This window comes from Butyricimonas paravirosa (assembly GCF_032878955.1).
GTDB classification, from domain to species: Bacteria; Bacteroidota; Bacteroidia; order Bacteroidales; family Marinifilaceae; genus Butyricimonas; species Butyricimonas paravirosa.
This window is the reverse complement of record NZ_CP043839.1, coordinates 2,084,824-2,110,383: the sequence shown is the minus strand read 5'-3', so window position 1 is coordinate 2,110,383 and position 25,560 is coordinate 2,084,824. Positions and strand designations below refer to the sequence as shown.

16 protein-coding genes are annotated in these 25,560 nt (G+C 38.8%); 10 read left to right on the top strand and 6 right to left on the bottom strand.

All coding sequences use genetic code 11. The annotated features are described in order from the left end of the window. Positions 1-38 precede the first annotated feature (38 nt). From F1644_RS08860 to F1644_RS08840, 5 genes are read left to right on the top strand one after another with little or no spacing between them, the layout of a single operon-like run. A complete protein-coding gene (locus F1644_RS08860) occupies positions 39-3,359 on the top strand; it encodes a SusC/RagA family TonB-linked outer membrane protein (protein WP_118305165.1) in 3,321 nt (1,106 codons plus the stop codon). Between the two features lie 20 nt (positions 3,360-3,379). After that, the gene (locus F1644_RS08855; protein ID WP_118305166.1) at positions 3,380-4,915 is read left to right on the top strand and encodes a RagB/SusD family nutrient uptake outer membrane protein; all 1,536 of its coding nucleotides are present in this window, start codon (positions 3,380-3,382) and stop codon (positions 4,913-4,915) included. 6 nt (positions 4,916-4,921) lie between these two features. After that, a complete protein-coding gene (locus tag F1644_RS08850; protein ID WP_118305167.1) occupies positions 4,922-5,767 on the top strand; it encodes a DUF4843 domain-containing protein in 846 nt (281 codons plus the stop codon). An 11-nt stretch (positions 5,768-5,778) separates the two neighbouring features. Further along, positions 5,779-7,371: a PKD-like family lipoprotein gene (locus F1644_RS08845; RefSeq protein WP_118305168.1), complete on the top strand. Its 1,593-nt coding sequence runs from the start codon at positions 5,779-5,781 to the stop codon at positions 7,369-7,371. 8 nt (positions 7,372-7,379) lie between these two features. After that, the gene (locus F1644_RS08840) at positions 7,380-8,465 is read left to right on the top strand and encodes a thioredoxin family protein (protein ID WP_158581834.1); all 1,086 of its coding nucleotides are present in this window, start codon (positions 7,380-7,382) and stop codon (positions 8,463-8,465) included. Between the two features lie 98 nt (positions 8,466-8,563). Here the strand turns inward: F1644_RS08840 and F1644_RS08835 are convergent, their stop codons facing one another. The 4 genes from F1644_RS08835 to F1644_RS08820 all read right to left on the bottom strand — a co-directional run bounded on the left by F1644_RS08835 (position 8,564) and on the right by F1644_RS08820 (position 15,792). After that, entirely contained in the window at positions 8,564-9,658 is a 1,095-nt protein-coding gene (locus F1644_RS08835; RefSeq protein WP_118305170.1) for a TlpA disulfide reductase family protein, read from the bottom strand. 25 nt (positions 9,659-9,683) lie between these two features. Then, positions 9,684-11,201: a RagB/SusD family nutrient uptake outer membrane protein gene (locus F1644_RS08830; RefSeq protein ID WP_209279558.1), complete on the bottom strand. Its 1,518-nt coding sequence runs from the start codon at positions 11,199-11,201 to the stop codon at positions 9,684-9,686. Between the two features lie 10 nt (positions 11,202-11,211). Further along, positions 11,212-14,790, bottom strand: coding sequence for a SusC/RagA family TonB-linked outer membrane protein (locus tag F1644_RS08825; RefSeq protein WP_158571949.1), 3,579 nt, complete (start codon positions 14,788-14,790; stop codon positions 11,212-11,214). 144 nt (positions 14,791-14,934) lie between these two features. Next, the gene (locus F1644_RS08820) at positions 14,935-15,792 is read right to left on the bottom strand and encodes a FecR family protein (protein ID WP_168044556.1); all 858 of its coding nucleotides are present in this window, start codon (positions 15,790-15,792) and stop codon (positions 14,935-14,937) included. Positions 15,793-16,165: 373 nt separating this feature from the next. Between F1644_RS08820 and F1644_RS08815 the strand changes: the two genes are divergently transcribed. Then, on the top strand, positions 16,166-17,344 hold the full coding sequence (locus F1644_RS08815; RefSeq protein WP_168044627.1) for an IS4 family transposase: 1,179 nt from the start codon (positions 16,166-16,168) through the stop codon (positions 17,342-17,344). A gap of 68 nt (positions 17,345-17,412) precedes the next feature. Then, a complete protein-coding gene (locus F1644_RS08810; RefSeq protein WP_008766692.1) occupies positions 17,413-18,702 on the top strand; it encodes an IS1380-like element IS612 family transposase in 1,290 nt (429 codons plus the stop codon). Between the two features lie 134 nt (positions 18,703-18,836). Here the strand turns inward: F1644_RS08810 and F1644_RS08805 are convergent, their stop codons facing one another. Both F1644_RS08805 and F1644_RS08800 read right to left on the bottom strand, forming a co-directional pair. Beyond that, positions 18,837-19,040, bottom strand: a complete 204-nt coding sequence (locus tag F1644_RS08805) for a hypothetical protein (protein WP_168044614.1) — start codon at positions 19,038-19,040, stop codon at positions 18,837-18,839. A gap of 79 nt (positions 19,041-19,119) precedes the next feature. Continuing rightward, positions 19,120-19,677 carry an RNA polymerase sigma-70 factor gene (locus tag F1644_RS08800; RefSeq protein ID WP_118305173.1) on the bottom strand — a complete coding sequence of 186 codons (558 nt, stop codon included), beginning with the start codon at positions 19,675-19,677 and terminating at the stop codon, positions 19,120-19,122. Between the two features lie 411 nt (positions 19,678-20,088). On the opposite strand from F1644_RS08800, the gene F1644_RS08795 reads away from it, so the two are divergent. The 3 genes from F1644_RS08795 (at position 20,089) to F1644_RS08785 (ending at position 25,558) form a co-directional block, all read left to right on the top strand. Further along, entirely contained in the window at positions 20,089-20,685 is a 597-nt protein-coding gene (locus tag F1644_RS08795; protein ID WP_147344487.1) for an RNA polymerase sigma-70 factor, read from the top strand. A gap of 58 nt (positions 20,686-20,743) precedes the next feature. Next, positions 20,744-21,907 carry a FecR family protein gene (locus tag F1644_RS08790; protein ID WP_118305175.1) on the top strand — a complete coding sequence of 388 codons (1,164 nt, stop codon included), beginning with the start codon at positions 20,744-20,746 and terminating at the stop codon, positions 21,905-21,907. Positions 21,908-22,078: 171 nt separating this feature from the next. Next, complete coding sequence (locus F1644_RS08785; protein WP_245168617.1) at positions 22,079-25,558, top strand: SusC/RagA family TonB-linked outer membrane protein; 3,480 nt, start codon at positions 22,079-22,081, stop codon at positions 25,556-25,558. Positions 25,559-25,560: the final 2 nt, after the last annotated feature.

Below are 25,560 nucleotides of genomic sequence, written 5' to 3'. Positions count from 1 at the left end.
CTTATTCACATATTTATTAACATGTATTCAACAAAAGTATGAAAAAAAAATCACTTGACAGGCGAGAAATTCCTGTTAAATTTAGACGGCCATGCCTAAGTACGAGATTACACGTTGTTTTCACGTTGTTCCTCGTTCTTTTAGTGACGATGCCTTCTTTTGCTCAAGACAAAAAGGTATCGTTACATGTTAAATCGGAATCTTTAAGTACAATTCTAATTCAGATTAAAGATGCAAGTGGAGAACGAATTATCTTTAACGAGAACCAACTCGAAAAGGTAACAAAGGAAAATGTTTCTTTTAAAGATCTTCCAGTAAAAGAAGCTATTGATTTCGTGTTAAAAGGAACAGGGTTCAAATGTGAAGTTCTTGATGGTGTTTACGTGATCAAGAAAGACGTTCAACGTCCCCCTGTAGATGCATTGACAATTACAGGACAGGTAGTTGATATCTATAAAACCCCACTGCCGGGAGTTACCGTCCGGATAAAAAACACGACGATCGGGGTTGCCACTGATATGGATGGTAAATATACGCTTACGGTTGCTGATGGAACGGAAAATCCGACTCTTGTTTTCTCGTTCGTGGGGATGGAAAGTCAGGAAATCGAGTATTCTGGTAAAAACATTATCAATGTGATTTTAAAAGAGGATGCCGCAGAGATTGAAGAAGTTGTTGTTACTGGTATGTTTACTCGTCGGGCCGAGAGCTATACAGGATCGACAGCAACCTATAAAGCAGAAACATTAAAAGAAATTGGGAATCAAAATGTTCTTCAAAGTTTAAGTGCTCTTGATCCCTCTTTCGTGATTGCAGACAATAACATAACCGGGTCAGATCCAAATGCGGGGTGGGATATCACGATTAATGGAACAACGAGTATTACGGGCTTATCGGACACTTATTCGGCTACGGCAAATCAGCCTTTGTTCATTTTGGACGGATTTGAATCAAACCTGCAAACTATTTCTGATTTAAGTATGGATAGAGTTGAGAGCATCACAATATTAAAAGATGCTGCATCTACTGCAATCTATGGTGCTAAAGCGGCCAATGGAGTTATTGTCGTGGAAACTAAAAAGCCTGAAGCTGGGGAATTGCGGTTAAGTTATAACGGGAATTATCAAGTTGCATGGGCAGACCTTAGTGACTATAATCTGATGAATGCGAAAGAAAAGCTCGAATTTGAACGTCTGGCTGGTCATTATGGTAAACTAGACGATGATGGAGGTATACTTGATGATAGTAAGCGTTTTCTTTATAATAAACGTTTGGCCCGTGTTGTTGCGGGACAAAATTCTTACTGGATGAACGAACCGTTACGTACAGCCTATACGCATGAGCATTCTATCAGTATGGAAGGAGGGGATATTGCTCTTCGCTACGGTTTGACATTTCGTTACAAGAACAATCAAGGCGTGATGAAAAAATCAAACCGACAGAATATAGATGGTGTGATCAATTTATTTTATAGAGTGGATAAATTTAATCTAAGCAACCAGACTACGATTAGTTATACTGATGCGGCAAATAATACCGTTCCTTTTAGTTCTTTCTCTCGAATGAATCCGTATGAGGCAAAATATGCTGCGAATGGAGAGATACAGAAAGTGCTTGAGGAAAATGACGTGTATAATCCATTGTGGGATTTTATTCAAAAAAGTTATGATGAAAATGATGCATTAGAATTAAAAAACAATTTTATTATTGAATATCGTCCGATAACGCGAATGCGTGTTCAAGGTAAATTTGGTTTTAATACATCAAGAAGTAGTTCAGAAATTTTTAAGTCTCCTTATAATACTGAATTTATTGGAACAGAGTCTACCAAACAAGGATCGTACAATCGTACGGAATATCGGAATACAGCTTATGATGGGAGCGTGCTTGTCAGTTTTGGTGAGGTGTCGGGGATACATACTTATAATTTAATTGCAGGAGCCCAATTATCAGCCAGCCATAATACCAATGAGGGATATTCTGCCATTGGATACACGACGGATCAATTTTCGAATCCTAATTTTTCTAATAGTTATCCGGAGGGTGAGCATCCTTCTTCGAGTGTGGATAAATACCGTTCTGCAAGTTTTTACTTCAATGGAAATTACGCTTTTGACATGAGATATTTATTAGACGTGAATTTGCGTTCTGATGGAGCTTCCGTGTTTGGTGTCAATAATCCATTTTCTACTACGTGGTCATTGGGGATAGGTTGGAATGTATATAATGAAAATTTTTTGAAAAATGGCAATGTTATAAATTATTTCAAGATTCGTTACTCGTTGGGTAATCCTGGAAATCAAAATATTGATGCCAAGACGGTTCATAGTGTATATACTTATTATACTTCTTATCCAAATATGTTTGGCCTGGCGTCTGTCGTTAGTAAATGGGGTAACAAAGACTTGAAATGGCAACGTACGATGACTCAGAATATCGGTTTCGACATAGAAATATTTGATTCTCGTTTTCGTTTAACCGCGGATTATACATACAAAAATAGTGATCCTATTTTATTGTCCATCACTCAACCTACTTCAACAGGAGTAGAAACAATCCCGATGAATATCGGTGCGACTAAAAATAATAGTTACTCTCTTATAGCTATTTATCAAATTATCAGGCAACGTGATTGGAGATGGCAGGTGAATTTTAATTTGTTACATACTCGTACGAAATATCATAAAATAGGAACATTACTTGAAAAATACAATGAAGAAGGACGTGAAAACCAATCGTTGCGTCGTTATTATGATGGAGTGAGTTCCACTGCTATTTGGGCTGTTAAATCAATGGGAATTGATCCGATGACAGGTGATGAGGTCTTTCAACGAAAAGATGGCTCTTACACTTATAATTGGGATTCAAGCGAAGAGATCATTGTGGGGGATACGAATCCTGATTTTGAAGGAAATTTTGGTTCGACTGTACGATACAAGGGGTTTTCTTTAGGAGTTAATTTCCGTTATCGTTATGGTGGGCAAATGTTTTTATCCACGTTATTTAATAAAGTGGAGGGCTTGAGTGCTTCCGATTTGCAATATAATCAAGATAAGCGTGCTTTGTATGATCGCTGGCAAAAACCGGGAGATGTGGCAAAATTTAAGCGTATCGATGATACCTCGTTGACTAATATGTCAAGCCGTTTTGTCGCGGATGACAATACATTAGAATGCAAGTCGATATCCTTGGGTTATGAAACGACGAATGCAACTTGGTTAAAACCGATAGGACTATCTTCTTTGACTTTTCGTGTTTACATGAATGACATTTTCCGGGTTTCAACTGTAAAGGAAGAGCGTGGTCTTGATTATCCGTTTCAACGTGCTGTTTCTGCGTCTTTAAGCGTTCGTTTTTAATCTTAAAAGAATATAGATATATGAAAACAATAAATGATATAAAACATTTAATCTTGGTGTGTATATTCATCCCGATTTTTACTTCTTGTAATAATTGGCTGGCTGTTGACATGGAAGATGGTATGTTGGAAGACAAACTTTATGAGAGTAATGAAGGTTATATGACCGTGTTAAATGGCGTGTATGCCAGATTGAACGAGAATTATTCTACCACGCTTTCGATGACGATTCTCGATGTGATGGCACAATATTACAATGTCCGCCAAAATACGGATCATATTTTTCATGTTTATGGTAATTATATCTTTGATGATAAAGTATTTGAGGAAACAAGTTCAAGTGTTTGGGCTCGCCAATATGCGCAAATTGCCAATTTGAATACATTGTTAACACATATAGATGCAGAGGATTCAAATATCAAGGTTTCTTATTACTCGTTTGTAAAAGGAGAGGCTTTAGCCTTGCGAGCATTCCTTCATTTTGATTTAATACGTCTTTATGGTCCAATCTATAATTCTGCGACAGAGAATATTACGTGTATTCCTTATCAGGAAAGTGATTCTAAAGAGATTCAACCGTTACTTCCGGCGAAAGATGTGATGGGAAAAATTATTCGTGATTTAAAGGAAGCGGCAGAATTGCTAGAAGAAGATCCAGTACGTACAAAAGGGGTAATGGCTGAAGATTCTGAGGATTTGAATGAAACGAATGATTTTCGTTATAGACAATACCGTTTAAATTATTATGCTGTGAAAACATTGCTAGCTCGTGCTTATTTGTGGGTGGGAGATAAAGCAAATGCCTTACTCGTCAGTAAAGAATTAATTGTTGAGAATGATGAAAAGAAAGTTTTTCCATGGATAACAAAGGCGGACGTTTTAAATGCAGAAATTCCGGATCTTTTATTTTCCACGGAGGTCATATTTGGTCTATATAATACTAGTAGAGTAAGTGTATTTAACCAGTATTTCAAGGAAACGACGACTATTAATAATGCACTTGTATTTAAGGGCGAAAGATTGAACGATATTTCATGTAAGTTACCTTATTATTTTTCAGATGATGATGATTTGCGTCGAGGCTCTAATTTTTGGAGTGAAGAAACATTAGAACAGATGACTAATTCTGGTTCTGCTTCTCAGCCATCAATTTGTTTTAAAAAATATGCAGATATACCCGGAACGACGAAACCTTTTCGTTATATGATCCCAATGATTCGAATGAGCGAGATTTATTTAATGGCGGCAGAATGTACTGATGATTTGACAGAATCGATAGGATATATAAATGAAATACGAAACAATCGAAATTGCGTGGATCTTAACTTGCAACCGGGAGATACGAAGGAGAGCATCCAGCAATATATTACGAACGAGTTTATTCGTGAGGTGATAGGAGAAGGACAATTATATTTTTACTATAAACGTTTGGGAATGGAAGAAATCTTATCTGGGACAGAGTTTAGCGAAGATAGGTGGCTTGAAAGTATAAATCTACAGAATTATGTGTGGCCGTTACCAAAAACTGAGACAGATCAACGTGTTAATGTAAATTAATAAAATATGAAAACATATTTATATTATTTCACTACTCTTGTGAGCATCGTGTTAATCTCGATGGGTTGTGAAAAAGAAATGATGGATTATGAAGGTGAGGATGCCTTATATTTTGATGTACGTTATTCAATGGATGCCCATCAATTTTTTACGGCAGTCCCTTTTGGAAGTACTTTAGAAGATACAGTGCATGTAGAATGTCAGGTCATGGCTTCTGGCTATCCTCGGAATTATGATAGAGAGTTTACTGTTATTGCAAATCCGGATAGTACGACAGCGGTAAACGAACGTGATTACAGGGGACTCCAGAACACGTATGTGATTAAAGCTGGAGAATGTCGTACTACGATCAGATTTATTGCAATTCGTAGTGCGGAAATGGCAGAGGATACTCTTGTCTTGCAATTAAAGCTGCAAGGGGGGAAGCATTTTAAGTTATTATATACCAATTATGAAGATGGACCTAATAATTTTTCCCCCATTTATAATGATAAATTTTCACGTAATCATGATGCAGCTTTCCATAATATTTATATGTACGACGTTATGACACAGCCGCAAGGTTGGTGGAAGGGGCTGTGGGGAGAGTTCTCTGCCACTAAATGGCGATTGATGATGCACTTAACTGAAACAACGTTCGATGATTATTCATCTATTCTAACCACGATGCCTATGGCACGAGCAAATACAATCAATGATGAAGTTGGTAAATATCTGTTGGAAATGGCGAAAAGTCGTGAAACAGTAGTTTTGGATGAAGATGGAACGATGATGTATGTAAAAGCAGTTCAAACATTAGGCGGTTCGTCCGGATGGGGAGCAGGCACAAAACCTGAAGACTATTTTAAATAAAGAATGGTAAGATGAAAAAGATAAATTTATATACAATGCTGTTAATCGCTTTATGGCTAGGCAGCTTCTTGTCTTGTGTTGAAGATAAGGGAAACAATGTGTTATCGGAAATAAATGAGATTAAAATTTCTGGTATAGAGGATCGTTATGATTTAACATCCTACTTGGAAACGCTGAATATAGAGCCGGAGATTGAATGTACTTTAAAAGATTTTTCTGAAGATAACTTGGAGTATTCGTGGTTTTTTTGTAGAGATTCGGCATCAACTTCAAATCATAGTCATGAAAAGATAAGTACAGAACGTGATCTTTCATATAAAGTTGATGTTCCACCGGGGACATACACGATCTATTTACAAGTAACGGACAAACTCTCTGGTTTAAAATTTGAGAAAGCTTTCAAGCTTTATGCCAGTAGTCGTTTTGTTCGAGGTTTTTATCTTTATGGAGATAAAGCAGATGGTACCGTTGGGTTAGATTTTGTAAGTATGCCGGTAGGTAAAGATACGATGTTGATGAAAGATATTTTCATTAATTCTTTACAAGTAAAAGGAGCTAAAGATTTAATCTTTACTGGCCATTACAATAATGGATATAATGCTTTGTGGGCCGTTACACATGATAATCAATACGCCATAGAATATAGTGCTCAACTGGAAAAAGTTGATATTATTCCGGACAAAAATATAGATGATCATATTTATACGACCCTTTCTTCCGTGCAAAGACCATTTCATTTGACGAATATCAGTCCGGGAACTTATGGGCCGATGTGTGTTAGTTTGAGCGGGGAAGCTCGTTCTAGATTGATTATCACGGAGAATGAAATATTTGTAGGAAATCTTTCTTTGTCCGAGGCTTATAGTAATCCGATCAATCGGGATAATGCAAATACCGACCAATTATTCAAACCTTATCCGGTCGCATTCTATTCTGCGGCAGCGTCTACTGTTTCGTACGCTTGCTTTTTTGATATGACGAATCGTTGTTTTAAGAAACCTGGGCATCGAGTATTGTCGAGTGCTACAAAATGTGATAAACCGTCATACGATTCCGAATCCCCTTTCTATTTTGATCAAAATAAATACACTCCCGTGCGTCAGATTGTTCATGGTGAAAATGGGTATGGGAACAATGGACGTTCGTATGCATTGATGAACGATTCTGATGGCAATTATTTTGTGTATGCTTTTACAGCACCGACAGATTATAGTTCAGACCCGATTAAGCATTACGCCAAATCCATTGATATGTCTGTTGCAATAGATTTTGCCCGTGCAGATTATTATGCTTTCTTCTCGATGCAATCAATCATCTTGTATAGTGTAGATAGTAAATTGTATGCTTATGACTATAATCGGAATGATTGTAAATTAATAGAAGATTTTGGGGCGCAAATTACGTATTTGGCGATGGAACATCAATCTACGCTTAGTCCAACAAACTTTGTTGTTGCCACATATAGCGATTCCGGTGGAGGAGTTGTTCGTAAATATTCCATTGCAGATGATATGAATACAATTAAGGTAACCCCGCATGAGAAAGATGTTTGGGAAACGGATCTAAAAGTTGTAAAAGTTTTATGGAAGTATTCAACCTATTAAATTTTTTGATGAGAAAAGTAATATTAAGTCTATTCTTTTGTGCCTTGAACCTTGTGGTTCTGGCACAAACAGAATTTAAGAACTTGAACTATAATGATGCCTTGGCTATGGCGAAGGCTGAGGATAAAATGGTTTTCATCGATTTTTATACAGATTGGTGTGGACCTTGTAAACGCATGGCAAAAGAGGTTTTCCCTCGAAAGGAAATAGGTGATTATTTGAATTCTAGATATGTCTGTATTCAACTTAATGCAGAAAAGGATGGCAAAAATTTAGCAAAGACTTTACATGTAGATGCTTATCCAACCTTTATAGTACTTGATACTACTGGACATCCTCTCTTTCGCATTGTTGGTGGTATGGATGAAACACGATTTATTAATAGGATGGAAGAAAATATCAATCCTGAATTTTCACCTGCTCGTGTTGCAGAACGCTATGCTTCTGGGGAAAGAACGCCTAAAGTCATTGAGTTTTATGTTTCCTCTTTAATGCGAAATGGTAAATATGCAGAAGGAATTGATGTGGTAGAGGACTATTTTAATTCATTATCTAACGAACAACGTATGAGGGAAGAAAATCTTTTTTTATATTTACGTTATACAGTGGATTGGAATAACGATCGGGCGCAATTTTTTATTGATCATCATGATGATTTTGATGGGGCAACAAAAGAGAAAATAAATAAGCATTTTATTTTTTTGTATCAAAATGAAATTAAGCGTTATTTTTTAGGTTCTATATTTCAAAATAAAGAATTTAACGATAGGCAGTATCAAATATTAAAGCAAAAAGCAATTCTTTTGCCTAAAGAAATGCTTAAAGAATTAAAACCAGTTTTTAAGCTAATCGAATATAGTGCTGTTGCTGATTATGAGAAATATATTAAAACCTGTATTGTTGAATTTGATAAATTGGATATTTATAAACAAGAGTTGCTAATTAAGAATATTGCTCGAATAATTAATAATATGAATTATACATCTCAACGGGCAGTAACTAAATTCGCAAGGAGTCAATTAAATAAGCGATCTTCCAAGGCCGTCGTATTTACTAGTAAATTATTGGAAGAATTGTCTCAACATCAAGAATAAGATGGTTATTGCTTTGATTAGAACTCTGAATGTACATTCAAAAGTGTACATTCAGAGTTTTGTATATGATTAAAGTTACTTACTTCGCTAAAAATAAATTATTGTAGCAGTTCAGCTATTTTCTTTTCTAACTCATCACCTCCTCTTAATCCGCTGGCAAGGATAACGTTATTTTCATCGAGTATGATCACATAGGGTATCCCATTTTTTAATTTATACAATTCATGGGCAATATTTTTCGTGTCCATTACTTGATTCCAGGTAAGTTTATCGTCTGCAATGGCTTTTTTCCATGCATCCGGTTGATGATCTAGGGAAATACCCAAGATGACAAGACCTTTATTATGATATTTTTCATACAATTTTATCATGTGAGGATTTTCTGCACGGCAGGGAGCGCACCAGGAAGCCCAAAAATCAAGAAGTTTTATTTTCCCTTTAACTGCATACATAGAAAGAGAATCGCCCGTGGGTGTACTTAACGTGAAGTCTGGTGCCACTCGTCCCGCTACAAACTCACTCATTTCTTGGATGCGGGTAGCTACTTTTTGGGCAAAAACAGAGGTTTTGGCATTCTTTCCTAACCGGTTGTATTCTTCTTGCAATTTATCCATAATCGGGTAATTGTATCTCTTCTTAAATAATAGAAAAGCAGCAGTTTCCGTATCCATTTTAGATGCCATAAATTGTTTGCGTTGCGTAAATATTTTGTTATTTATGACTCCTATCTGATCAAACAATTTTGCCATCAATGCCTTGTCATTCTGTTGTCGGGCCACCATGTATTGGTTCCGTATTTTATCTATTTCTTTACCTTCTTCTTTTCCAATGGCATTGTAAGCGGAGAGAATATCCTGTGAAGGAGTTCCTGTAACTTGGTTTGCTGTCGGGTCTTTTACATTTATATATGCTTTGTAGTTTGCATTTTCCAGCAAGATAACAGAGTATACACGTTCTTCGTTGAAGATGTACAACAATGCTTCAGTGCTTTCATTTACTTTACCTTTCAACACGAATTTCCCATCTTGAATATTAGCCCACCCTAACGTATCTGGAGATTCATTGTATCCGACTAAAAAAACTTTGCCATCTTGTTTACCTTCTACAGTTCCCTCAATGGAAAATTGATCTGTCTGTCCGCAGGAAAACAAGCACCCAAGACATATAAAGTATATAATAAATAATTTTTTCATTACGTCACGCTTTAAAATCTATAAATCAATATTTATTCTGTTCTATTTCTCCACGACTACTCTCGATTTCTGTCGTCAGAATGGGTTGTGCGAACCGTCGTGATTGTTTTTCAAGACGATATGTCCTAAGGGGCTCGTTTCCACGAATGGATGAATTTGTATAAGGATAAAACTCTTTGGTTAAAATCACATCGTCATCAGGATAATCGTTATTATTAAAACGACGAATATCAAACCAGCGCATGGTGAACGGCATTTCACGACGGCGTTCTGCCAATATTTGGGAGATCGCTTCTTTGGGTGATTCTGCCGATAAATTGATTACCGTGCGGGGTGCGTCATTACTCATACGTTTTGCTCTAAGCAAATTGACCGTATTCATGGCAGCCGTATAATCTCCTTCCCGAGCCTGACATTCAGCTTTAATTAAGATCATCTCGGCAACGGTAGGACCGGAAGGAATTCTATCTTTAAAGAAAAAGACATAACCGGGCCATTCATATGCAGGACTGATCACTCCCATGTCGTAGGAATAATTAAGGACGAAATGATACTTGTAACGCAAATCATATTGATGGTCATAGGATGCCAAGAGTTCTTTGCTGGGAACATACCACCAGAAAGAATTATTCAGCATGCGGAAATAATAAAACTCTTTCCAGCCTAGTTTGTCATTCATGTCATTTTGATTATCAAAAGTGTGTGGATACTTGATTTCAACCTCCTGTCCATTGATAATCACAGTCCTTTTTTGTGTGCTATAACGCATCTCCGTGTTATAATCCACTAGATCTGCGTGTTTTTTTAAAGCCAGATCAGCATATTTTAGAGCTTCGTTATAATTGTTCATGAAGAGGTAATAGCGTGCGGCAAAAGCATGCACTGCAGGAAGACTGGCTCTCCATATTTTGTATTTCCCGTTTACCATGGTCAAGTCCACGTTTATTTTCAACGCTTCTTGTAGGTCCTTTTCAATTTGGTCGTAGGTTTTTTCCAAGCTAGCACGTTTCATAGATTCCTCAAAATTGGTTGACAATTTAAGAACCAATCCAGGTTCCTGCTTGTTAATATCGCTATAAGGTAAGCAATAAGTATTAGCTAGTACCCACATACTATATGCTCGAATTAAATGAGCTTCTGCTCGAAGGAGAGCCTTCGTACTTTCATCTCCCTTTACTTCAGGTAGGTAATCCAATATCATGTTAGCTGTGAAGATTTTCTTGTACTCCGTTGTCCAAAAAGCATCGCGACTTGCTGCAGGAAGGTATTCCATATCCCAAGTGGCAAATTCTACCGTGGAAATGTTATACACGCTATTTTTGGCCTCGTAAAGTTCTCGGTATAATCCAAAATCATCCGAACTAAAAGAAGCCGTACTGTTCTCTTCCAAGTAAAAGGAACTATAATCGTTCAACAAGCTTTCCAAATGTCCGGTCGTTTCCGGTACTAAAGATGTTGTTTTAGAAGGTTTTTCTTCTAAAAAGTCATTGCATGCGAACAAGAACAATGATAAAGAGTAGATCAAATATTTCTGTATTTTCATAATCAAAATCTTAAAAATCAAACCTTAAACCAAATGTGTAAGTAGCCTGAGGCTTCACGCTTCCCAAAGGATGTTCCGGATCCTCATCGTATTTATTATTGAACCACGAGTACAGATCATTACCTTGTGCATAAAGAGCTAAAGAATTGATTCCTATACGAGATAGCCAGTGTGAAGGCATTTGGTAAGATATATTAATCTCACGTAAGCGAACGTGACCGGCATTTTCAACCAAATAATCTAAAACGGGGTAAAAACGGTCCCAATATAAGAAACGAGGCTCCGACTTCCCAAAAGGAATGGGTACTCTGTCACTCGGATCTGATGAAACGATTTCTTGATAATACTTGTTAGGTAATGCCTTCCCATCCCACATGCTTGGATAATTGAAGGATTGGCGCAAGAATTTGTGTCCAAATTTTCCTGTTATAAGAAAAGAGATATTAAAATCATATATTTTAAAAGAATTGGAGAAACCGAAACTATAAGGAGCCACCTTCGTCCCTGCATGTTTCATATAATTTCTTCCATCACCAGGAGTCGAAGTTGTAAAGTCATACATATCTCCGTTCGCACCCTCTACTACCGGTTGCCAGTCAGGGTTGTTTTCATTGCCTTTGTTTATAACCCCGGCATACTTAAATACCCATAGAGTGTTTGCGTCATAACCTTCGAGATAACTTCGAGTACTTCCCTCGTACAATTCCGTTGCGGTATACATAGACTTGTGCAACTTACGGATACGGTTTTTGTTATATGAAAAATTCACACTACCGGACCAAGTGATATCATTTTCAAGTATTTTCAGGGAAGTTCCGACTTCCAATTCTATCCCTCGATTTGTCATTTCTGCGGCATTAAGAGCTTGTGTTGAAGTTCCATTTACCGAAGGGATTGTCATAGAAGCAATCAAGTCCTTCCCCATTTTACTGTACACATCAATCTTTCCGAACAATTTACCTTCTAAGAGAGTGTAGTCTACTCCAAAATCCCAAGTTCCGGTTTTTTCCCAACGTAGAGAAGGATTCCCGAAACTTTGTATAGTGGCTGTAACATCTTGTATGTAGGTATTTTGAGTTGGGGAAACATTAATCAAAGGTCGAAAAGAAGTAGACCTGTCCACGTTTCCATTGTAACCATAAGTAAGGCGGACATTTAAACGATCAATCCAATCATATTTTTGCATGAATTTTTCTTTTCCTATCTGCCAGCCTAAACCGATCGACCAAAAAGGAGAATAACGGTATTTAGGATCATCCGTGATTAAATTGGAAGCATCTGTCCGTACGCTACCTGAAAGCGTATATTTGTCATCAAAAGTATAAGCTGCATTTGCGAATAAGGAAAAATAACGATCGGAGATATAGTTAAAACCATTCGTGTAACTGAATGCATAATTGTAATCATTACTACTTCCTTGCCAGTCCTTTGTACCGGATCCCATCGGGCCATTAGGGAAAATCCCCACGCTTAGGGTCTTATTGTTATACCCGTATGTGCGAGCGTAAGTAGTTTGTTCCCGGACACGTTCACTGATTTCCATTCCGGCAATAACATTCACGGCATGGCGTTCCTCAAATGTGCGCACAAAATTCAATTGATTACGGAAATTGAAAGCTCGCACGTCAACTTTGGCCTCATCTCGTATACCTCCTTTAGCTAAATTAGGTGTAACCTCATCACTAATCTTATCCCAAGAAGAAGTAGTATTGATCAATCTGCGAACATAATACGTGTTCTCGTTGAAAACATCCTTGTAATACGTGTTATACATCTCGTATTGTAATTTCGTATCGAAGGTAAAGCCTTCCCATAAACGGACTAAAAATCCTCCTTGAATTCTTGTATTCAGTTCTTTACGGCCTAAATCACGATTCTCGATTTCAGTAATTGGGTTATACGACCAATCTACATAAGGAAAATTTTCACTAGGGACTTGACTTTCTAAAATCGGTACGTAAAAATTCCCACTAAGTTGTGTGCGTGTTCCATCCTCGTTGACTAACATATCATAGGGAGAAAGCTCCTTTATACTACCAATAGCGGCCCCGAAAGAGGGAGATGTATAATTTGCAAAACTAGCATAGCGTGGTAAAGACGAGGCGTTGATACCACTATTCTTGATCTTGTTATATTGAACCATCCCCGAAAAATTGAAATCCAGCCATTTGGATAGTTTGACATCCGTCCTATAATTAACCATCAATTTATCTTTCTTATTTTCCTTGAAACCATCTCGATCACTCTCGTACATTAAGGATAATAAATTGCTACTTCGTTCGTTCGCCCCGGAAATATTTACATTATACTGATGTGTTAGTGGGTTTTGCAATAAATATTTACGGATTTGATCCTTGTTATTTTGGTTTTGAAGTTTATTCAATGCTGTATTCAGCTGGGTATCGGAGAGATGTCCTAAACGATGTTCGTTCAAGGCAACAACCGCTTGAGAATAAGAGACTGTAGCTTCCCAATAATTGCCATTGACAAGGCCTCCTACTCCGAAAAACTCAGTCTCAAACCCTTTTTGTTCATACTCCACTGTTTCTGCTGAGGAGGCTAATGGGTTGTAATAATCTAAATCCAATTTCGGGGCAACTTTTACAAAAGCAGAAACCTCTATCTTCGCACCTTTCTTTGCGGACATTTTTCCACGTTTCGTTGTAACTACAATTACCCCATTAGCGGAACGTGCCCCCCAGATGGAAGCTGCGGCAGCATCTTTTAAGATTGTTACACTCTCGACATCATTGGGATTGATTGAACTAAATTCGCCTTCCACGGGAAAACCGTCAACAACGATTAATGGACGTGCATTATCCTTATTTAGAGAAGTTTGTCCTCGAATCTCAAATATCAGATTACCATCTGCATCCAAATTGCTTTGTACCCCAGCCGTGACCCCAACTAGGCGAGAGGCTAAATCTGATGTCGGTCTTGACAATTGATCCGCTGAGATCAAATCGAAAGACCCGGTTGCCCGTTCTCGAGAGATCGTTTGGTAACCGGTAACTACCACTTCATCAATTTTTTTCGTGTCAGATAATAGTACTACATTTATTTCCGAGCGTTTACCGACAACTTCCTCTTTTGTTTGTAATCCCAAAAACGAGAACTGCAACGTGACTGAATCGCTACTTACGGATATGGAATAATTTCCTTGATTATCGGTTACCACTCCCGTTGTACTCCCCTTGATCAAAACTGCAACCCCTGGTAGGGTCACTCCCGTTTCGTCTTTCACCACTCCTTTTACGGTTCTTTTCGTTTGCTGGGGTTGAGAGGGAATTTTCCTCATTTTAATTACGATTACGTCATCCTCAAAGTCAAAATCGAATCCACGTTTTTCTAAAACATTTTTCAAAACGTCCTTTAAAGCAACATTTTGTACGTTTATAGACACTTTTGACACTTCAGAAAATAATGAAGCATTGTAAAAGAAACTGATGTTTGTCTGTTCCTTTAACTCTTCTATGAATTCCTCCAAGGTGGCATTATCTAACTTTAGAGAAATCCGGTTGTCTTGTGCAAGTGTACTTGCAGACAAATGAAACGTAAAAAATACACATAGAACAAATGTTAATTTCATAATTAAAAAAGTTTTACACAAGGATTTTATCTCCTTCCATTTGTCACACATTCGTTTCTTTTTCATACATTTGTAATTATTAAATGAATACAATAGGAGTATATAGGTTTCGGACGTGAGAAATTTGAATCCTATGTCTCCTTTTTACTTATATAAAATAATTGTTTTTCCTTCTATTCGATAATTAATATCTCCAGAGCGTTTAATAATTTTCATAAAGGTGTTAATCGTATCATACCGTTTAAGATTTCCTGTAAATAATATATTTTTTAATCCTTCATCCTTGTACACGACTTCGATGTCATACCAGCGAGCCAATTCATTCATGATTGATCCTAATGAGCGTCTTTTAAAAATATACAACCCGTCTTTCCAACCAATGTATTCAGCTACATTCACTTTTCTTTTTTCCATCGCCTCGTGCTTGGATGTAATAGCTTGTTCTCCCGGTTGTAATTCGATCTCTTGATTCTCGTATGTACAACTCACTTTTCCGGAAACTAATGTCGTGTAAGTCTTTTCTTCTTCTTTGTAAGATTTCACGTTGAAAGATGTCCCGTGAACATATACATTCCCATAAGTAGATCGAACAATAAAGGGTTTATTTCCCGGTGTTACTTCAAAATAGGCTTCCCCTTCTAGTTCCACAACTCGTTCTGCTCCCACGAATTTTACCGGATAAGTAAGCTTGGAACCTGCATTCACCCATACGCCAGTTCCATCATCCAAAACGATGTAACACTCTCCCCCGATCGGCACTTCCAATTTATTATAAACTAACTCGGTAATCTCTTCACTATTTTTGTAAGAGATTTTCCCTCCCGTATAGTTAATTTCTATTCCCTCCCGAACCTTGAGTCTCAATGAATCATTATCCATGTGAACGATGTCTCCATTAGCCAGTGTAATTTGAGCCTTACTGCTACCTGCCGGGATCACGCTTTTTTCAGCTATAGCAAATGGTTCGTTCGTTGATGGTACAACTGTTTCTACATGATACATCCAAATTGTACTTAATGATATAATTACGATTGCGGCCACGGAGCCTCCCCGAATCAACCATTTTCTAAGTCTTCTTTTCCGTATGGTTGTGACAAATTCTTGATATCCTTTTGCGGGAGAATACCCTTTATAGTCTACCTTAATTCCGCAACACTTTGATTTAAATTAATTTATAAGTTCCTGAGCAACAAAAAGTTGCCCAGGATTTTGCTGTGTCAGATTTTTCACTTATCTTAGTGTTGCAATTATTAGTGGTGCGATAAAAACCACACCACTGTAGTTAAACGATTAATTTTTAGTCAAATATAAGCGTTCATTGATTTTTTGATTTGAAAATGATTTATTAGTCCTGTAGTTTCAACACATCAGGATTATGAATCAAGGCAAGTTTGTATTTTCCCAAGTTGTCGAGTATATACCGCGTTATCAGTTTGATAAACTCGTAAAGCAATATAAAGGAGATTGGCATACCAAAAATCTCAGCAGTTACAATCACCTCCTTCATCTGCTTTTCGGACAGTTGACAGGATGTGATTCTCTGAGGGATATTTGTCTATGCCTCGAAGCCCATAACAAGATGCTTTATCATCTCGGTTTTCGTAAGGCCGTGAACCATACCTCATTGTCTCGTGCAAACGAAAGCAGGGATTATCGCATTTTTGAGGGGCTGGGCCTTTATTTGATTGCCACGGTCAGACCGATGTTCTCAAATATCCAACTGTCTCAAATTACCATTGATAACGTGATATATGCGCTTGATTCCACGACCATATCAACCAGTATAAGGCTTGCAACGTGGGCTTTGGGGAAATACAGCAAAGGAGCTGTCAAGATGCACGCCCTGTTGGATTTGAGAGGCAGCATACCTGCCAATATCCATATCACGGACGGCAAGTGGCATGACAGCAACGAGCTTGATGCACTGGCACCGGAGCCTTATGCTTTCTACGTGATGGATAAGGCCTATGTTGACTTTAAAGCACTTTTCAGATTTCATCAGGCTCAGGCATTTTGGGTATCACGTCCAAAAGAGAACATGAAATTCGAGACTGTCGAGCAGATGGATATTTCCGATGTCAAGTCTGGCGTACTGGAAGACTCCCGTATAAGGGTAACGGGGTATAACTCAAGCAAGCTGTATCCCGAAGCCATGAGATTTGTCCGCGTTTATGACCCTGATAATGATACTATTGTGGACTTTATATCCAATAACTTTGAAGTCAGTGCCTTGGAAATATCCAACTTGTACCGCCATCGATGGGATATAGAGGTATTCTTCAAGTGGATTAAACAGAACATTACCGTAAAAACTCTGTGGGGATATTCGGAAAATGCTGTCAAAATCCATCTTTGGGCTGCCATCATATCGTATCTGACAGTAGTAAGAATAAAGGTTGCCAGCAACAGCCCTTATTCAATCACCGAGGTGGCTACCCTGATTAGAATATCCGCGTTGGAAAGGACTGACCTGCGGTCGTTGATAACCAAGCTAGACTCATCAATCATTTCAAACCAAAATGTCAAAGAACTCTCGTTATTTGATGATATTTAAAACTAATGCGATTTTATCGCACCAGTAGTATGTTGCAATTAGAAAACAAGCGAAAATCGTAACAAGGCATGGCAAAGGTACAAATAAAATCTGAGAAACTCACACCTTTTGGAGGAATTTTTTCAATCATGGAGAAATTTGACTCCATGCTTTCACCCGTTATCGACTCAACACTGGGTCAGAGATGCCGCAGTATCATCGGATATCAGTTCAGCGAGATAGTCCGTTCGCTGATGAGCGTTTATTTCTGTGGCGGCTCATGCGTGGAAGACGTAACGTCACAACTGATGCGCCATCTCTCGTATCATCCTACCCTTCGTACATGCAGCTCTGATACCATCCTCAGAGCCATCAAGGAACTGACAAAGGAAAACATCTCCTATACTTCCGACCAAGGCAAGACCTATGATTTCAATACTGCAGACAAACTCAACACATTGCTTATAAACGCTTTGGTTTCTACAGGCGAGTTGAAGGAAATTGAGGAATACGATGTTGACTTTGACCATCAGTTTCTTGAAACGGAGAAGTATGATGCAAAACCGACCTACAAAAAGTTCCTCGGCTACAGGCCTGGCGTATATGTTATCGGTGACAAGATAGTCTATATCGAGAACAGCGATGGCAACACGAATGTGCGTTTTCATCAGGCAGACACCCATAAGAGATTCTTCGCTCTTCTGGAATCCCAGAACATCCGTGTAAATCGCTTCAGGGCAGACTGCGGTTCCTGCTCGAAGGAAATCGTCAGTGAGATAGAGAAGCATTGCAAACATTTCTACATCCGTGCCAACCGATGCAGTTCGCTCTACAATGACATCTTTGCTCTGAGAGGATGGAAGACGGAGGAGATTAACGGCATCCAGTTCGAACTCAATTCCATTCTCGTTGAGAAATGGGAAGGCAAGTGCTATCGTCTTGTCATCCAGAGACAAAGACGCAACAGTGGCGACCTTGACCTGTGGGAAGGCGAATACACTTACCGTTGTATTCTGACCAACGATTACAAGTCATCGACAAGGGACATTGTTGAATTCTACAATCTGCGTGGCGGCAAGGAACGTATCTTTGACGACATGAACAACGGATTCGGTTGGAGCAGGCTCCCCAAGTCATTCATGGCGGAGAATACTGTCTTTCTTCTGCTTACTGCATTGATACACAATTTCTACAAGACCATCATGAGCAGGCTTGACACCAAGGCTTTTGGGCTCAAGAAAACGAGTCGCATAAAGGCTTTTGTCTTCAGATTCATCTCCGTACCTGCCAAGTGGATCATGACTGCAAGGCAATACGTGCTGAATATCTACACAGAGAACCGCGCTTATGCAAAACCCTTCAAAACAGAATTCGGATAAGAATCCTTTCTTTCCGGTTAGAATCTGCGTATTACCTCAAGTCGCATCGTGGGGTAAGGGGATGTTGGCTACATATTGATGTTGTGCTGTTGCTTTTTACTGAAAGCTACTACTAACGACTCATAAATCTACCCTTAATCGTGTATTGGATGATAGTTGCGGATTTTAGGGTCTATAAATTTTTTGACAAGAAATTCATCATCATGTAAATTCCTGTATATTGGTCCTAGATGCTTGTCCTGCAGTATTTCATCGGATTTTTTATTTGCATTTTGAGCATCTTTTTCGGTCAGTAATTTTCGGAAAAATTCAATAGTAATTATAAATCGTTCTTTCATTTTTACATCTTATATCTACTATAAAATGCAAAAAAGCGAATTGGTGTGACAAAAAAATAATTTTTTTTCAAACGATGTTTCAGAGGAGAAATAACCATACACTATCTTGCAATTTTTCTCGAAGGTATTTAAAGCCTCTGTTCTTTTGCTTTTTTACCGTGTTAATCGTTATTCCCAACGTTTCTGCAATCTCGTTTCCCGAATACCCTTTTAAGCTTAACAGGATAATTTCTCTACGGTCTTTAGGTAGATCATCAATATACACATATAATTGCCTGATTAATTCTTCTTGTACGGTAAAGGCAAATTGTTCGTCATCAAATTCTAACTGTTCCTCTGCCGCTATTTGACGAAAGGCTTTTTCGCGAACTTGTAAAGAACGTAAATGATACAATGAATTGTTATATACTGCCCGGTAAAGAAACCAAGTTAAATCTTTTACCTCCTTAAAATGGCCATTCGAATCCCAAATCTTGATCAATATGTCTTGAACAAGATCTTTTGCTGTTTCACTATCCTTAATTATACTATTGGCATATGAACATAGAGCTGAATAATAAAAATCATAAAGCGTTTTCCAAGATTTCAAATCTTTTTGGTTTACGGCTTTTAATATTTCATGACACTCTATTGACATCCTCGAATTGTTTTTGCAAAATTAAGAAATAAAAATTCTTTCTCAAATATAATGCAAGTCCTTTGTCATGTGAGTCTAAAATAGGAGAATAAAAAAGGGTGCCAAAAGCTCTTTTATGGATGTGGATGTATTCTGATGTGATGTATTATGTGGTTGAATATAATTTGTTTATGTATGAATAATTTCTTGTTTTTTATAGGGGTTACTTTTAAGTTATTTATTCGTGACAAATTTATTATTTACTAGAGTATACACAGCTTAATGGATTATTTGAATGATAATATTTGCATATAGAAATATTTCAATATTGCATGAGGTAGAATTGAAATTGCTAATATTATTGTGATTTTGAATGAAATATATATAAAAAACAAAATTGTTATTATATTTGTAGGAGCAATTTGTGGAGTGATGCTTGATATACAAGAAGAAATGCTTTATATTAATCGGATGCAGCGAGGTGATGCGGCGGCTTTTGAATACTTTTTTAAAAAGTATATGAAGATGCTGTATGCTTATGCACTAGGATTCGTGAATGAGAAAAGTGTGGCGGAGGATGTGATTCAGGATGTTTTCGTGCAATTCTGGCATAAACGAGAACAAATTCAATATACCACTTCAGTTTATAGCTATTTACAACGAGCTGTAAAGAATGCATGTATTAACATGCGTTTGCACGAGGATGTTGAAAGAAAATACGAGCAAGAGGTTAAGTACACGGAAGAGGAAGCTTTTGACTGGCGGGAGGCGGAGGAACTTCAGAAGTTGCGACAAAGATTGTTTGATGCCATGGATCGTTTGCCGGAACGATGTCGGAAAATTTTTATCATGAGTTGCGTGGATGGCTTGAAATACAAGGAAATCGCTGTTCGTATGGGAATTACTGAAAACACGATAAAAACTCAAATCAAGTTGGGCTATAAAAAATTGCGAGATGAAATGAACTTGTCTGATAGCGAGTTATCGGTTTTATTATTATTGTTTTTTGATTTTGTATTAATTTTTTGATTTTCACTTCACCCGTTTGTTCCTTGATCTTGTCTTAAAGATATAAAGACAAGTGAAAATGGAAGAAAAAACATCAACAAATAGCGGGAGTAAATGGCTAAAAGCTTTTCTGGATCGGGAGGAATCTCTCGATATGAAAGCGTTGGCGGACGAATTGCGTGAACGGGGAGATGATGAATTGGTTCAGAAATTTCAGCGTTTACGCGGTATGGAGGATTTATCTCCCGATGAACAAAAAATATGGGGAAACATTCAATCCCGGTTAAAATTCAAATCCCGACGTTTTGTCCGGAATCTCTTGAAATATGCTGCAATGATTATGATTCCTCTGTGCGTGGGAGGTGCTTTATGGTTATTGCAGAAAGAGAGGGGGAATGTACAGCCCGTTTCAGTCGCGTCAACTTCTATCGCCCCCGGGCAGCATAAGGCGTATTTATTATTGTCTAACAAGGTTCAGATGGATTTGTCGCGAAAAGGAGCGGATACGTTATTCGTGGAACGGGGGGTGCAGGTCCGGATAGATTCGTCGGGGAAAATTTCTTATCAGGATGCAGAGCGGCAACCAGCAAACAAGGAATTAGTGTATCATACGATGGTTGTACCCAAGGCCGGGGAGTATTTTCTAGAACTTCCCGATGGGACGAAGGTGTGGTTAAATTCTTTTTCCGAGTTAAAGTTCCCGATAAATTTTAGGGGAGGGGAGCGGAAAGTATATTTAAAAGGGGAGGCTTACTTTGAAGTAGCCAAAGATGCGAGTAAACCGTTTTATGTTATGCTTGATGATATGGCGGTGAAAGTGCTGGGGACCTCGTTCAACGTGAACGCTTACCGGGATCGTGGAAACGTCCTGACGACGTTAGTCACGGGGAAGATCGAGATTCTGGATACTTTGGGGAAAAGTTTGGCGGTTTTGAACCCGAGCGAGCAAGCCGATTTTTCAAACAGCAAGGTGGACGTGACCCGAGTTAACGTGGATAATTGTATCTCTTGGCGGGAGGGAAAGTTTTATTTCGAGGCGATGCGTTTGGAAGATATTATGTTGCAATTACAACGATGGTATGATATTGAAGTCTTTTTTGCTTCAGAAAATTTGAAAAACAAAACGTTCACGGGAGTGGTTCGGAGAGATCTTGTGGCAGGGGAGATCTTTTCGATAATAGAAAAAACGACGCGAGTAAAATTTGAGGAAAATGGAAAATGTGTGATCATTAGTTATCAATGAAAATAAAAACCGGGAATTGCGGTAACAAATCCCGGTTCGTGAAAATCAATTTCTAACCACGTATTGCAGAGTGTGGTTAGAGTAACGTTAATTTCTAATTACAAAAGTATGAAAAAAAATCCAAGAATGTGGCATGGAGTTTTACGAACTCCGCGTTCTAAATTATTTTTAATGATGAAACTGACTTTTTTCTTTTTGATGTTAGGGTTGCTAGAAGTACATGCTTCTGTCAAAGCCCAAGTGAAAACGGTTAATCTGGATGTGAGAAACATGCCTTTGAAAGAAGTATTCGGTGAACTGAAGAAACAAACAGAGCTGGATTTCTTTTTTAGTAATGAAGAGCTGGATATGAATAGCCGGGTGACGATTCAAGTCGAGAAAGCTGATTTAATGGATGTGTTAGCTCGTATTCTGGGGAGAAGTTATCAAGTCGAGATAATCAAGGGGATGGTTATTATCAAGCCGGCAATCGAGATAGATTCAGTTCGAGTCAAGTCTATCACGTTAAGGGGATTCGTGCGGGATGTGAAAAAGCAACCTTTGCCGGGTGTCACGATTCAACTATCCGGGACATCCGTGGGGGTAGCTACGGATGTGAACGGGTGGTTTGCGGTAAAACTGCCTGTACTGAAAGGTAAGTTGGAGTTCTCGTATGTCGGTTACCAAAAAATAGTCATGGAGTTTACTGAAAAAATGGGAAAAGACACTTTGCAAGTAGTTTTGAAGGAAGATGTTGCGGCGTTGGATGAGGTAGTTGTGCGGGCTTATAGCACGCAGAATAAGAAAGAGGTTGTCAGTTCGATAGCCACGATTACTGCGGAGGAGATGAAGGAACTTCCCGCTGCTAGTTTCATCAGTATGTTGCAGGGACGTTTGCCGGGTTTGAATATCGTGAATCAATCCGGGGCCCCGGGGAGTGCGGCGGATGTTGCGATACGCGGCTATAATTCACTGGTTAGTGTCTTGGGAAACAGTGCGAATGGAGCTTCCGATAACCAGCCTTTGTACGTGGTAGACGGTATGCCCATGCAATCCTTTGTTTCACCCCAGACTGGAACGAATACTCTAGCGGATTTGGATCCCAGTATGATCGAGTCGGTTTCTGTGCTGAAAGATGCTGCTGCGGCTGCGATTTATGGTTCACGTGCTGCTAACGGGGTAATTCTGATTACGACTAAAAAGGGGAAAGCGGGATACAATAAGTTTATCGTGAATGGTTCCTATTCTGTATCTAAAATGTTGGAATACCCGGAGCAAACGGGAGGAAGAATGGAACGCAGGATCAAGAGTTTGTGGATTGAGAATCAGAGGGGATCTACTTATAACTCGTCAATGGGGTCTTACGTGTACCCGACTTCTTATGAGGAAGCATGGGAAAATGGAGGGACAAGTAGTTATGACGGCTGGTGGGGAAACGGGACAGTTTCTGCTGCAAGTAAGAAAAAGAAGCCTTTATATCAGGATAGTTTGAATCCTTTTTATAATAACCAGACGAATTGGTATAAATATGCGACCCGGACGGCTAACGTGAAAAATGTAAATTTGCAAGTATCGGGGGGGAGCGACAAGTTTCAATACATGTTGGGGGCAGGGTATTATGACGAAACGGGAATCATGTTAAATTCCAGATATGCCCGTGCTAATGTTTTGTTCAACCTGTCCGCACAACCGGTTCCTCATTTACGAATAGACGGTCGGGTATATGGGGCGTATATGGACCGGAGTTTTAATAGCGGCTCCATGATTTCCAACCGTTACGAGGGGATGACCGTGAATCCCCGTGAAATGAGTACATTGTTGCTTGGAGGCGGTGTCGTGGAGGAAGATTGGTTGAAAGTGCAAAACGGGGAGCGTTCCCGGGCAGATGACTATCGGGCGCAAGGAAGTTTGTTGATGGAATACGAGATTTTGAAAGGTTTATCCATTTCTGTTTCCGGTATGCTTGATTTTACGCAAGGAAATTTGAATCAATTCCGCCCCAGTACGTTAGATCCCCAGTTTAACGAAAATTACTCTAAAGGCGGTATGCTTCGAAAAATTTCTCTTTTGACTGAAGAGTTATTACGCTACAATACAAGCATTCGGGAAAAACATAATATCGAATTGTTGCTTGGATTGAGTGTTTCCAAAGACCAAGAGTTCTCTATGCAAGGTTCGGGGAGGAGAAGTGGAAGTGATTATGTTTACTATTATCCGGTTCAGGTGGAAGGCGGAATTCATAATTACGGAACAGCCACAAGCCCGCGGTATAGGCCCTTGACAACTTACGAGTCTAATTTTAAGGAGAAAACTATGGTTAGTTATTTTGGCCGTATCGGTTATAACTACAAACGACGTTATCTTGTTGAATTTACTTACCGTCAGGATGGTTCGTCTACTTTTGGGGAGAATCACCGCTGGGCAAAGTTCCCGTCAATAGCGTTAGGATGGGCTTTCTCAGAGGAGTCGTTCATAAAAAAATGGACAGAGCGTTGGCTCTCTTGGGGAAAAGTTCGAGCAAGCTACGGGACTTCCGGCCAGATATTTGATGACGCATACTTGGCGCATGGTATCGTGAAAATGGAAGGAGGGAGTTTCAATGGAGTAACGCTGGCAGAACCGGGAGAAAACATCGCTCCGGAATTGACGTGGGAGAAAACAAAACAATATGATATCGGGCTTGACATGGATATGTTTGATAATCGAGTGGGACTAAAATTCGATTACTATTACAAGTACACGGACGGTTTGCTATATTCGGTATCCCTTCCGGGAGACATATACTATAATTCCACACAAATGCAAAATGCGTTGGAGGTATCCAACGAGGGTATCGAGTTTGACGTGCAGGCTGATATTTTTCGGGAATCGGCAGTGAAGTGGCGTACAAAATTTAATGTTTCGCGAAATTGGAACCGTTTTGAAAAATCGGCTAACGGGCGGGATATAGGTAATCTTATACAGGGAAGGCCGGTAAATGCGTTCAACGTGTATGTGGATGACGGTTATTTCCAGAATGAGGATGAGGTGCCCCGATATTATAATATGCAGGGAGATGAGAAATACCTGTCGAATGATCGTCTCATCACGATAAGTGCGAAAACGGGTTATAGTAATCTGGTCGGGACTCCCAAGATCATGGATCTTAATGGAGATGGAGTGATAAATAATAAGGATCGCATGTTTTATGGTACGTCTCTCCCCATGGCTCATGGTGGGTGGGCGAACGAGATTTCGTGGAAAAATTTCGATTTGAATGTTTTGTTTAATATCACGTTAAGTAGACAGATGCGAAATAATAATGCGTGGACTTTAACTCAAGGTAATCCCGTGTTTGTAGACTTGCGTGGTGTCTCTTTTTGGTCGAAAGAAGGAGATAACACGACGTATGGACGTATTGGGACCTATGCGGAGTCTTTACGTTCCCAGATAGAAAAAGTGAATAGTGTGAGCTTGAAACAAATCACGTTGGGGTATAATCTTCCTAAGCAATTCGTGAAGAAAATACGATTGAGCGAGGCTCGTGTTTTTGTTACGGGTGAAAATATTTTTTACTGGAGCAATTATTCTGGGGGGAATCCGGAGGTCATTAGTGTCTACACGGGAGTGGATGATGGAGGACAATATCCTCTTCCTCAGAAATGGACAATCGGTTTAACGCTTAACTTTTAACG